Consider the following 12,174-nt stretch of genomic DNA (forward strand, 5'->3'; position numbering starts at 1 on the left):
CCGGTTCCGCTTCGCTCCACCTGCGGTCACCCATGGCGCCGGAGGCAATCTTGCACTAACAATTAACGCGGACCACTCAGTGGGGGCCGGTCAAGCCGTAGGAACGCCCATTCATCCGACCTGACTTCGCTGCCTGGCACCTAGAGATACGGTGGAGGATGATCCCTCCTCCGTGCCCGCCTTGAGCCTTGTTTTCCCGAGAATGAGCTCGGCGGCCCGTTCCGCGATCATCATCGTTGGCGCGTTGGTGTTCCCAGCGACGAGGGTGGGCATGATGGAGGCATCGACGACACGAAGGCCCTCCACCCCGCGGACGCGCAACGCCGGATCGACGACGGAATGCGGATCTCTTCCCATCCGGCATGTCCCAACCGGGTGGTAGATCGTTTCGGCCCGATGGCGGATGTCCGCTATGACGTCAGCTTCGCTCTCGATTGACGATCCGGGAACCAGCTCGCGTTTCGAAAAGGTCGCTATCGACGGCGCCGACAGGATCTGACGCCCGATCCTTACCGCCGAGACCATCGTCTCGATGTCTTCGGGAGCCGAGAGATAGGCGGGATCGATCAAGGGATCGTCGAGCGGATTCCGGCTCTTTAGCCCGATCCGGCCCCGGCTCTTCGGCAATAGATCGCAGACATGCAACGTGTACCCATAACCGAAGGCGATCTGGCGGCCGTGGTCCTTCAGCAGAGTAGGAAGGAAGTGAAACTGCAGGTTCGGGCGACTTTGTGAGGGTGAGCTTTTGACGAATCCGCCGGACTCGGCAACGTTACTCGTCAGAAAACCCCGCCTCTGGAACACATAGGATAATGCGCCAGCCAGTGCCCGCGGGATGAACGATGGGGCAACCCCGATCGGCGTACGATCGTTCGCCTCGTGCATGATCGTGATGTCGAGATGATCCTGCAGGTTTTTTCCAACCGCCGGCAGATCGACGACGACCGGAATGCCGAACCCCCCTAATTCTGCCGCGTCGCCGATGCCGGAAAGCATCAGCAACTGAGGTGAATTGATCGCACCGCCCGACAGAATGACCTCGCCCCTGGTGCGCAGGTCGGTGAGCTTGTCACCCGACGCATAGGTCACGCCGACCGCCTTGCGCCCTTCCAGAATGATCCGCGTTGCCCGCGCTCCGGTTACTATTCGGAGATTAGGCCGCCCTTTTGCGCCTGACAGAAAGGCTCGGGCGGAACTCCAACGCCGCCCTTTGCGTTGCGTAACCTGGTAGAAGCCGATCCCATCCTGTGTGTCGCCATTGAAATCGGCGTTGTGCGAATACTGCGCTTCTTGCCCAGCCTCAACGAATGCTTCGCTCAGCCGGTTGACGGTCTGAAGATCGCTGACGTGAAGCTCGCCATAACCGCCGTGGTGCGCGTCAGCTCCGAATCGCTCGTTCGCCTCCATCTCCTTGAACAACGGAAGGACATTATCGAAGGACCAGATTGGGTCGGCCGCCTCTCCCCAGGCGTCATAGTCCTCGCGATGACCACGGATATAGACCATTGCATTGATCGAGCTTGAGCCGCCGAGTGTCTTTCCACGCGGCCAGAACAGTCTCCGGTTGCCGAGGTTGGGCTGCGGCTCAGTCTCGTAGGCCCAGTTAAGCGTCTTGCTCTTGGAAAGAAGAGCGATCCCAATGGGCATATGGATTAGCGGACTGCGGTCGGGTGGCCCCGCCTCAAGCAGGCAGACCTGTATCTCAGGGTTTGCCGACAAACGCTCTGCTAGCAAACAACCAGCGGATCCCCCACCCACTATGATATAATCAAACATCCATCTCTCCGATCTGTAGTGCCAAGACAACTCTCTGTCTGGGCGCTCAGCCTAGAATGCGAACCGTAATATCGATCAATCGCTTCACGGCGGGTGTGTAGGGCGGAAACAGAAGCCGCAATACAGAGAACCTGTCCCTCAACACTGCGCGTTCGTGCGAGAATGCCTTGAAGCCGTGGAAGCCATGCGCGCTTCCGATACCGCTGTTGTTGACCCCTCCGAACGGCAGATTGGGGTGCAGGTACTGGACGACGTTCTGGTTGATACAAACACCGCCGGAACTGGTCCGTTCGATGATTGATTCCCAAGCTGGGGCGTGCTTGCTGAAGATATAAAGAGCGAGCGGCTTGGGGCCGGTGTTGATTGTATCGATTACGCGGCTGATATCGTCGTATTCGATCACTGGCAGAATTGGCCCGAAAATTTCTTCCCGCGAAATTGCCATTTCGGGGTCGGTCCCCCCGATCAGCGTTGGCGAGAGATATTTCTGATCCGGATCTCGAACCCCTCCTTCGAGGACCAGCGCGCCGCGCGAGGTTGCATCGTCGAGCAGCGCGCTGAGGCGATCGAAATGCCGAGAATTTACGATCCGCCCGTAATCCTCACCGCATTTCTGATCGCACTCCGTCTCCCCGTATACGCGCCGAATTTCGCGGCGGAGGGCACCGACAAGGGACTTCGCCTGATTGCGCGCGACATAGATGTGATCGGGTGCGATGCAGGTTTGGCCATTGTTGGAGAACTTTCCCCAGACGATCTTGCGCGCTGCGTCGTCGATATCGGCTGTCGAATCGACGATCGTTGGCGATTTGCCGCCCAGCTCGAGCGTCACAGAGGTCAGGTGCTTCGCGGCGGCTTCCATCACAATTTTGCCGACTTGAGGGCTGCCAGTGAAGAAGATATGGTCGAACGGCAGGTCCAGCAGTGCCTGTGATACCAATGCGTCGCCCTCGCACACCGCGACCTGTTCGCGCGGAAATGTCTCTTCAACGATCTGCCGGATGATGGCGGACGTCGCCGGCGTCAACTCCGACGGTTTGATGATAGCTGTATTTCCCGCAGCCAGGGCTGACGCCAGGGGACCGAGGCTCAGATTGACAGGATAGTTCCACGGAGCGACAATTAGACACACGCCTTTGGGTTGGTAACGTACGTGTGCGCTGGTCCCGAACATGCCGAGTGAGCCCGGGACGCGGTGCGGTTTTGTCCAGGATCTTAGGTGCCGTTTGGCGTGGGATATCTCCTGATAGACCGGGAAGAGTTCGGTCAGCCGCACCTCCGGCTCCGGCTTTCTGAAATCAGCGCCAAGCGCGCTGATGATGTCGCCTTCGCGCCGCTTGATCGTGTCCTTCAGCCGCGTCAGGCTATCCAGCCGATCCCGCAAGCCGAACCGGGATCTATCACGCTCGACCGTTTCGCGCTGACAGGCGAAGAGACCCTGGATATGACTCACGTCCAGACCAGGTTCGGAGCTGGCGCGCGGGAATGCTTGAACATTCATAGGACTCTCCTCAAAATGACGTGGCTGTCGAAGTCGCACGGGGTCACCTGGCGCTCCGTCAGAAGTCCAGACGTTCATAATCTTCCTTGGTCGCGCCGCAGTCCGGGCAGTACCAATCCGCGGGCACATCGGCCCATCGTGTGCCGGGGGCAAGCCCGGTCGCCGGGTCGCCCAGCGCTTCATCGTAGACGTGGCCGCAGGTCACGCAGTGCCATTTCGCGAATGGCTCCGCGTCCGCGGAAAGCTCCGCCGGAGCCGTGTTGACAGCACCCCCCCCAAGAGGAATGAAGTCCGGCTTGTCGCGAACCGCGCAGTCTGGGCATGCCCAATTGTCGGGAATTTCCGCCCATGTCGTGTTAGGCGCAAAGCCTTCGTGCGGATTGCCCGTTGCTTCATCGTAAATATAGCCGCAATCAGGGCACTTATATTGAGTCATCACATTACTTTCTACTTCGCGCTTCAGCGCAGCGATGTCACCGTGACAGGCGAGACCGACCGGAACGCCATGGAAGACTCGCCGCCTCGGAGGCGCTCCGGTTATGATTATAATTATCCGATGAGCGACCGAGGCGTCTCGAAAATCGCTCGCCTTGTCAGCAACCCAAGCGAGCGGACTCTAGGGAGTCCGGGACGCCACACCGTATTTACGGACGATCTTCTTTCTGTGTGCCGGATCTATCTGGATCTTGCCGATATCGCCATTAGCCCATTTCACGACGCGGTGATCCATGACAGTCCGAAAGACCGGCGGGATCAGTGCCATGAAGAACATACCTGGGTAGCCGGTAGGCAGTTCCGGCAAGCCCTTGAAGTCTCGGAGCGACTGGTAGCTGCGCGTCGGGTGGGCGTGATGATCTGAATGCCTCTGCAGGTGGAACAGAATGAGGTTTGACGCGATGTGGTTGCTGTTCCACGAGTGGCGCGGTTGAGCGCGCTCGTACCGACCGTCCGCCATCTTCTGGCGCAAGAGTCCATAATGCTCTATATAGTTAGCGCTGGTAAGCTGCCACCAGCCGAACGCCATTTGAATGGGCAAAAATACTAGCAACTTTGGATCCGGCCCGAAAGCCAGCAGGAGGGCGGCATATACGGCCAGAGTGATCATCAGCGGGGGAATGATCTCGTTGTCTAGGCTCCAGACACTCTTGCCGACACGTTCTAGCCGCACTTTCTCCAGATTCCATGCGCGCAGGAACGCGCCCGGAATTTCGCGGAGCGAGAACTTGTAGATGCTCTCGCCCATGCGAGAGGTAGCGGGATCCTCTGGAGTCGCCACGTCGCGATGATGACCCTTGTTGTGCTCAATGAAAAAGTGACCATAGCCAACTACGGCCAGGACGATCTTGGCCATCCAACGATCGAAGGGCTCCTTCTTGTGGCCGAGTTCGTGGCCGGTATTCAGCGCCAGCCCATTGACGATGCCCAGTGAGAAAGCGAGAGCCACCACCTCCCACCACGCGATCGGCTGCGTCGCGATCCACCATGCACAGCCGACCAGCGAGGCATAGTGCACCGGAACGGTCAGCCAGGTGAGAACCCGGTAATATTTATCCGCCTCCAGACGGACCACTGCTGTTTCGGGGGGATTGTTCGGATCCTTGCCGAGCAGGACGTCGAAAGCCGGAATCACACCATACCAGACGAACAGTGTGAAGGCATAGAAGATGCTCCATCCCGTCAGGTGGACGAGATAAAGCCCGATAAGGGGTGCCGCCGGCCAAACGACCGACAATACCCATAGGTAGCGTTTCCTGTCGACATAGCGATCAGGCGCGCCGTCACTCAAAATGGTTGTGCTCATGGACATCTCCTCTCGATGCGCACGCACTTTCTGCGTTGCTAACGTTGGGCAAGTCGTGCCGCTTTATAAGCTTGGCTGCTTCATCTCGTAGAACAACCCAACTAAAGTGGGGTTTTGCATTGATCCGAATTTTCTATCGAATGAGCCTGAAGATCAGATTGATCGACCTGCCGGTCGAACCACAGCGTTTCAGGAGAGAGCATCTATGGGCCGAGCGGATCAACATGTCGTGATTCTGGGGGCGGGCCATGCGGGCGGAACGGCGGCAGCCCTCCTTCGCCAGCTCGGATTCGAGGGGCTGATAACGCTCGTTGGTGAAGAATCCCTCCTGCCCTACCATCGTCCGCCGCTTTCCAAGGCTTCGCTCCGGGCCGAACCGGGTAAAGCTCCGATGCTCCTGAAACCGTCCGGGTTCTACGAAGCATCTCAGATAGGCCTGCGACTGGGCATTCGGGCGGACAAGCTGGAACGCCAATCTAGGACGGTGATGCTATCGACCGGCGAGGATCTGCAATACGACTATCTCATCATCGCGACGGGCGCTCGCCCTATCAGGCTGCAGGTAGAGGGGGCGGGCCTAGACGGGGTTATGGAATTGAGAACGGCGGGCGACGCGGAACGACTCAAACACGCCCTGCGAGCCGGCCAGCGCCTTGTCATAGTCGGCGGCGGCTACATCGGCCTGGAGGTGGCGGCGTCTGCAAAAGCGCTTGAAGCGGAAGTAACAGTGATTGAGCGCGAGCTGCGACTGCTCGCCCGCGTAGCCTGCCCAGAACTTTCCACCTTCTTTCACAAATACCATGCGAAACAGGGCATCCACTTCGAACTGGGTGTCGCCGTGTCGGGGTTCGAAGGTCATGATGGGCGTGTAAGCGGTGTGCGTCTCGACGATGGTCGAACGATCGCGTGCGATGCGGTCCTCGTCGGCGTCGGCGCCGTTCCCAATGACGAAATCGCGCGGGATGCCGGGCTTAATACCGGCGCTGGCATTCTCGTCGATCTTGAAGCGCGCACATCTGATCCCGCCATCTTCGCCATCGGCGACGTCGCCCGTCGCCCGATCCCGCACTACGCACACATCGCCCGTCTCGAGAGCGTGCCCAATGCGCTCGAACAAGCCAGACAGGCCGCCAACGCCATTGTCGGCGGCCCCTCGCTGACCCACGAAGTTCCGTGGCAATGGTCCGACCAATATGATATGAAACTGCAGATCGCCGGTCAGGCGATCGATGTCGACCACGTCCTTCTGCGAGGCGTCCCCTCTGCCGCAGGCTTTGCAATTTTCCATTTGAAGGGCGATCGCATCCAGTGCGTCGAAGCGATCAATTCGCCACAGGATTTCCTGGTTGGTAAGCAATTCATCAGCGCGCGCACGACTATCGACCCTAGCAAGCTGAGCAATCCCGCCATCCCTTTGAAGGAGGCCGTCATCTGACCCGCTTTGCTCATCGCCGGCGGAGGCGTCGCGGGGGGAATGGTCACCAGCGTTCCGGTTGGTTTTGGCAGGAATGGCAATCTCTGTAATAGGAGTTCGGTTGTTCCGCTAAGACCGACGGAAAAGGCAGGCTAGAGCAGGAGAGGAAGTTCGACGATCATGGATGATGTCAATGAACGGGTAGCGTTGCTCGCGTCTGGATGCCTTCCGCGCCCGCGCCTGCTTAAGGGTGATGAAGCTAGGCGCCGCCACCTCCTTCGCGCGCCTTCTGGCTATGGAAAGAGTGTCGCGATGGCCCAGTTCTGGGCCAACCGCCGTCAAGACGGGGCCTATATGGCCTGGGTGTCCGCCAAGGAATGCGATTATAATCCCCGTCTGCTCGCAGAGCGCATCCATGCGCAGATAGTCGCAGCATACCGCGCCACCGGGAATGATTCCCCATCGCTTCCGGACGTCGTTCCTCAGACACTCCAAGCTCTCGCCGCCTGGTTGCAGGAACTCATTGATCAATCGGAGTCGGATATTCTCCTCTGTTTTGACGACATCGGGTTTTATCCGGATTTGACGGATGAGATCGAGGACTTCATGCTTACTGCGCCGGCTGACGTCGAGATCATGGCAGCAACGACTGCGGGCATCGGCTTTGCGCGCATCGCCGCCCGGCGACAGCTCCGGGAAGTCGGGACTGATGCGCTCGCCTTCACGCTTGTCGAAGCGAATGCAGTCGCGCGTGGCGAGCCCGGAACTCTCATCTCGGAACCGGACATCCATTTGCTCTGGAAACGAACACTGGGCTGGGCGGAACCACTATGCCTTTTGTTACAGGCCGCTTCAGCGAATCATGCAACTGCCGAACGTCTGGTCGTTGATCGTGTCACCGGTCGCGATAGCGATCTGGATCGATATTTTCGCAGCGCCATACTCGCCAGTCTCCCCAGTGATGTGCGGGAGTTCTGCATCCGCGCCTCGATCCTTGGGGTGATCTCCGCCGACTACTTCAACCATGTTTTTAGCAGGAGCGATGGGGCCTACTTCATCGAAGAGCTCTCCGCCGAACGCATGCTGCTTACCCCACAGGACCGAACACAGTTAGGTTATGAATTTCACCCGCTGCTTCGCGAATTTCTCGAGCATAGGTTTGCGGTGGAACTTCACGGTCTCAAGTCGGAACTATTAGTCCGGGCTGCTCAATGGCAGCGGGCAAACGGTCATAGTCGCGAAAGTATCAGCCTCTATCTGCGAGCGGGCGACTTGGACGCTGCGGCCGAGGTCGCGTCAACGAGCATGATAGACATCGCGTTGCGCCAAGGGGAGGTGGATCAGATCCAGCTATGGCGGCGCAGCTTCTCCGAGGCCGTCTCTGCCCCGACGATCATTGTCGGGTCGGCCTGGGCGCAGATTTTCAGTCACGACCAGAAACAGGCGGCCGCGCTGCTGGCGGAACTTCGCGCCGTTAGCGTCGGCCTTTCCGACGAAGCGGCCCGGCGGCGGACGAAGTGGTGGTGCGATCTCGTCGCCGCGATCGGCGAAGCAACCGCGGACAATCTTGCCGAAAGCAGACGGCAATGCGAGTTATGGATAAAGTTGAATGGTGATGCTGATCTCGTCTCCAGGGGGGCAATCCTCACATGCCTGTGCTTTATCGCAGCCAGCGAACGTCGGTTTGATGACCTGGAAAAATTGAGTCTTGAAGCGTCCGCCGTCAACGTCACCGCCGACCATCGGTATGCGCTCGGCTGGCTTCACAGCGCGATAATCTACAGCGACATTTCGCGGGGCAATATGCAAGGCGCCGCTGAGCGCCTTAGATGGGCGCGAAACGACAACATAGCCCAGATCAATGCCACACCGTTCTCTGCCAATCTCCTGGAAATACTGGAGCTTGAACTACGATACGAGGCGAACCAACTTGACGGTATCGCCTCACGGGTTGGTAATGTTCTGGGTTTCGTACGTCAACACGGCGTGGTAGATTTCCTCTTTTCAGCCTTTCGTACTGCGGCAGCCATCGCCAATCACGAAGGCGACCGGAGAGTCGCCAGCGAACTCCTTTGGGAGGCGCGCCTGATCGCCGGGAAATGCACCTTCCCGCGTCTTGATGTGCTCGCGCGTCTTGCCCTGGCCTATCTACTGGTCCTGGATGACCCCAACGAGGCCAGCGCGATCTTGCCGGCGCAAAGCGAGCCTGTCTTTCAGACATCACATGGCCCATGTTTACGCGCCATGAGATCCCTCGCGGAAGCTCGTATCGCAGCGCGAAGAGGGAAGCATCATCTGTCGGGCCGGTTAGCGAGCGCCACGTTGGATCACGCGCGTCGCAGCCAATCGAGCAGGCTGGAAATTTCAGCTCTGTTGTGCCTCGCGGGCGCCAATGCGGCAACAGAAAGGCTGACGGTTGCCGAGCAACGCGTGGCGGATGCCATCGAAATTGCCGAACGGAAGGGATGTTATCGAACGTTGCTTGACGAGCGTCAATATCTGGAATTTTTAGGACCAAGCTCGATACCGCTGCTCGATCTCCTGCCAGGCGATCAGGATTTTGGCAGCCACCGCATCAAGTTAAATGATTATCCTGCCTTCACATCAAAAGAAATCAAAAATGATATCCTTACGAGAAAAGAATTGGCAATTCTCCATAAAATTAAAGACGGTCTTTCAAATCGCGAAATTGCCCTGAAATATAGAATTAGCGAAGATACCGTTAAATGGCATGTCCACAACATATTTTCCAAGTTTGGAGTTAAAAATCGCGTCCAGGCGATATTATTGGCGGATAGTATGAAGCTATTTAACAACTGAAAATGTCCCCCGTCAGCACCCATGGCACAGATTTGAGGTTGTGATTTAAGGAGGGTTTGGGCTTCGTCGTAGTGACGAAGGAACGAAGATGAAGCCCAAACCCTCCTTAAATCACCGGTGAAGGCCCCTGCGGAGCGGGTGGTGAAGGACATCCGGCGGCGGACGCGTCGGCACTTCTCGGCCGAGGACAAGATCCGCATCGTGCTCGAAGGCCTGCGTGGCGAGGACAGCATTGCCGAGCTGTGCCGCCGTGAAGGCATCGCTCAGAGCCTGTATTACACCTGGGGACCTCCATCAACCCGGTGGATTTGACGATGGCGGCGCGATGAGGGGCTGACGGGTTTCATGCGGCCGCTACGCGGCGCATTCTCTATCGTTTCGAGCCGCTCATCATTGCTTTCCTGGGTAATTCTCCGCCCTCCGGGCACACTTATCCCGTCGCTGCGCGAGTTTCGTGAAAGATCAGGCGGTGCATGTTGAACGCCAGGTTGGCGAGGGTGATCCTGGCCTCGGCGCGCTTGATGCCGATGGTGCGGATGAAGAGGCCCATCTTTGCCTTCTGGTGCGCGAAGACATGGTCGACGCGGGCACGAACTTTCGACTTGGCGGCGTTGGCCTTGGCGGTGCGTTCGGGCATCGGTCGCCCTTTCGGCTTGCGACGATGGATACGGCTGACTTTGCCCTGCCGCCTGAGCCAGCGTTCGTTGGCCTGGCTGCGGTAGGCAGTATCGGCCCAGCCCGCTATGCGCCAGAGGTTTTTCGAGGCGTCTAACGCTTCGGCAGCCTCCGCTTGCGACATGCCTTCGACGGCTCGCAACACCAATGCTTCGCGCAGCTTCGCCGGTAGCTCGGCGATAACCGCGTTCACCCGGCGCATCTGCGCCCTGTCGCCGGCCTCATCTTCGGGAGAGGCCTCGTCGCTTGCCAGACCGAAAGCATCGTCGAGCGGCGCGGCCCGCGTGAAGAAAGCGCGCACCGCGCGCCGCCTTGCCCAATCCCGGCATTTGTTGAGCGCGATGCGCGATATCCAAAGCCGGAACGGGCGTTCACGGTCATAGCGTTTCAACGCGGCAAAGGCCGAAACGAAGCTCTCTTGGGTAACGTCGATCGCTTCCTCACCGTCACGGATGGTATTGCGGACCAGCCGGTAAACCGGGTCACGATAGCGCCGCAAAAATTCGCGATAGGCGCGCCCCTCGCCGCCAAGCGCAAGCGCCGCCAGCTCGCCGTCGCTGCATTGGCTGAGATCGAGGCTCACCGCGCGTCGGCGGTCAGCGCCTTGACCACGGTCTTGTCGAAGCGCCGCGCCTGATCGGCGTTCATCACCGCACGCATCTCGAAGAGATGTTCAAGCGTCTCTTTCTGCATTTCGCCCATGACATGATGAACGTGATCGACCGCAGCGGTGACCTTCGGACCATAACCATGCTCGGCCTCGATGGCCTCGGCCAGTCGGGCATTCGCAGCGCGCATATCGAGTTCGAGCGCCTTTTTGCGCACCGCAAACCGCGCCTCAATGGCCTCAATCTTGGTTTCCTGCGCGGCGTCGAGCTTCAATTCGTTATGCAGAAAAGCGTGAAGTTCGCTCTCGCTCTTGCGCGCCTGCTCACTGAAGGTCCGAGCGACATAGACGCCCGCGACAGCGGCGGCGAATGCGATGAGCGCAATCAGCCCGATGCGCCACGCAGACCGCATCAAAGGAAATCCAGCAGCGTCGAAGGCGCGAGCGCGGTTTCCGTAATCACCAACCTGTGATCGGCGGCCGTCGCCGGGGTCGGCAATATGCTACCTCCGGCATAACCGACACCGAGCGCAAGGACTGCCGCCGCAGACAACAGCCGCGATGTCGCGCGCTCCTCGCCTTGTCGCGCGGCCAAGCCAGCGAGAATAGCGTCATCCAACCTGTCCAGCCCAACCGGTAGAGGCAGATCGGCGAGCCTTTTCAATACATCATCCATCATATCATCCCTGCAAAGGTGTAACCTGTTATACGCGCGTAGAGCTTGTCGCCCTCACCAAAATCGGGCGGCGCAATGGTTTTAGGCATAAACGGTTGAAAATGGCGCGATCGGTTTCGCGCTTTCTACAACTTGGGAAGGCGGCGGGGAACGGTCAATGATTGGACAATGGCCGTATCGGTCGACGAGAACGGAACGAAGCGGTCGATGATGGTTTCGAGTTGTTGGACGTCGCTAACGATCACTTTCGCAAGAAAACAATCCTCACCGGTCACACGGTCAGCTTCTACTACCTCGGGCGTATCGATGAGCATTTGAGCTACTCTTTTCATTTCGCCAGGCATGGCGCGCATTCGCACATGTGCAGCAACGCACAGACCAAAAACCTTGGGATCGACTGTGATCGTATAGCCCCGGATGGCGCCCGCGTCTTCCAGCTTGTGGATGCGTTCAGTTACACTTGGGCTCGATAGGCCAATACGCGCAGCAAGGTCGCGGATCGTCATGCGGCCATCAAGGTGCCGCAGAAGCAACCGAAGCGGGGAAGGCTCTGGCTCAACGACGGATCATGTATCCGCCTGCGGCCAGAGTATCCGGGGCACGTGTGGTCTTACGACTTTGTCGAGGGGCGCACGCACGATGGCCGCAAGTTCCGCATCCTGTCGATCATCGACTAGGCCAGCCGGGAGTGCCTGGCCCTGCCGGTAGCGCGACGGTTGCGTAGCGAGGACGTTCTGGCAGCCCTGGCTGAACTGTTCGTTACGCGAGGGCCGCCAGCACACATACGGTCAGACAACGGCCCCGAGTTCATCGCCAATGCCGTCCAACAGTGGCTGGCGAAGATCGGCGTGAAGACGCTCTACATCACACCCGGCAGCCCATGGGAGAATGGCTACTGTGAGTC

At 58.8% G+C, this 12,174-nt stretch carries 9 protein-coding genes and 4 pseudogenes; 4 read left to right on the forward strand and 9 right to left on the reverse strand.

The annotated features are described in order from the left end of the window. Positions 1-111: 111 nt before the first annotated feature. The 4 genes from ACQKOE_RS16310 to ACQKOE_RS16325 form a co-directional block, all read right to left on the reverse strand. Positions 112-1,776 carry a GMC family oxidoreductase gene (locus ACQKOE_RS16310; RefSeq protein ID WP_427513766.1) on the reverse strand — a complete coding sequence of 555 codons (1,665 nt, stop codon included), beginning with the start codon at positions 1,774-1,776 and terminating at the stop codon, positions 112-114. A 46-nt stretch (positions 1,777-1,822) separates the two neighbouring features. Beyond that, positions 1,823-3,277, reverse strand: a complete 1,455-nt coding sequence (locus ACQKOE_RS16315; protein ID WP_230290970.1) for an aldehyde dehydrogenase family protein — start codon at positions 3,275-3,277, stop codon at positions 1,823-1,825. A 58-nt stretch (positions 3,278-3,335) separates the two neighbouring features. Continuing rightward, entirely contained in the window at positions 3,336-3,713 is a 378-nt protein-coding gene (locus ACQKOE_RS16320) for a rubredoxin (protein WP_370638816.1), read from the reverse strand. A gap of 180 nt (positions 3,714-3,893) precedes the next feature. Further along, positions 3,894-5,078 carry an alkane 1-monooxygenase gene (locus ACQKOE_RS16325; RefSeq protein WP_427513767.1) on the reverse strand — a complete coding sequence of 395 codons (1,185 nt, stop codon included), beginning with the start codon at positions 5,076-5,078 and terminating at the stop codon, positions 3,894-3,896. Positions 5,079-5,283: 205 nt separating this feature from the next. Between ACQKOE_RS16325 and ACQKOE_RS16330 the strand changes: the two genes are divergently transcribed. From ACQKOE_RS16330 to ACQKOE_RS16340, 3 genes and pseudogenes are all read left to right on the forward strand, one after another. Then, positions 5,284-6,513, forward strand: a complete 1,230-nt coding sequence (locus ACQKOE_RS16330; protein WP_427513768.1) for an NAD(P)/FAD-dependent oxidoreductase — start codon at positions 5,284-5,286, stop codon at positions 6,511-6,513. Between the two features lie 159 nt (positions 6,514-6,672). Beyond that, positions 6,673-9,312: a LuxR C-terminal-related transcriptional regulator gene (locus ACQKOE_RS16335; protein ID WP_427513769.1), complete on the forward strand. Its 2,640-nt coding sequence runs from the start codon at positions 6,673-6,675 to the stop codon at positions 9,310-9,312. 117 nt (positions 9,313-9,429) lie between these two features. Continuing rightward, positions 9,430-9,597, forward strand: a pseudogene (locus tag ACQKOE_RS16340) (transposase); the annotation flags it as partial. Positions 9,598-9,742: 145 nt separating this feature from the next. Here ACQKOE_RS16340 and ACQKOE_RS16345 read toward each other — a convergent pair. From ACQKOE_RS16345 to ACQKOE_RS16365, 5 genes and pseudogenes are all read right to left on the reverse strand, one after another. Beyond that, positions 9,743-10,048 (reverse strand): annotated as a pseudogene (locus ACQKOE_RS16345) (IS5/IS1182 family transposase); the annotation flags it as partial. Positions 10,049-10,081: 33 nt separating this feature from the next. Beyond that, positions 10,082-10,570: pseudogene (locus tag ACQKOE_RS16350) on the reverse strand (RNA polymerase sigma factor); the annotation flags it as partial. Continuing rightward, the gene (locus tag ACQKOE_RS16355) at positions 10,567-11,007 is read right to left on the reverse strand and encodes a periplasmic heavy metal sensor (RefSeq protein WP_315610391.1); all 441 of its coding nucleotides are present in this window, start codon (positions 11,005-11,007) and stop codon (positions 10,567-10,569) included. The gene ACQKOE_RS16355 and the pseudogene ACQKOE_RS16350, both read right to left, overlap by 4 nt. Next, positions 11,007-11,270, reverse strand: coding sequence for a hypothetical protein (locus tag ACQKOE_RS16360; protein ID WP_315610390.1), 264 nt, complete (start codon positions 11,268-11,270; stop codon positions 11,007-11,009). The genes ACQKOE_RS16355 and ACQKOE_RS16360 overlap by 1 nt, the downstream gene beginning before the upstream one ends. 125 nt (positions 11,271-11,395) lie before the next feature. Further along, on the reverse strand, positions 11,396-11,770 hold the full coding sequence (locus ACQKOE_RS16365; RefSeq protein ID WP_410000288.1) for an Lrp/AsnC family transcriptional regulator: 375 nt from the start codon (positions 11,768-11,770) through the stop codon (positions 11,396-11,398). On the opposite strand from ACQKOE_RS16365, the pseudogene ACQKOE_RS16370 reads away from it, so the two are divergent. Beyond that, positions 11,771-12,174, forward strand: a pseudogene (locus ACQKOE_RS16370) (DDE-type integrase/transposase/recombinase); the annotation flags it as partial. It abuts the gene before it with no gap.

The organism is Novosphingobium sp. NPDC080210 (assembly GCF_050281025.1).
Lineage (GTDB): Bacteria > Pseudomonadota > Alphaproteobacteria > Sphingomonadales > Sphingomonadaceae > Novosphingobium.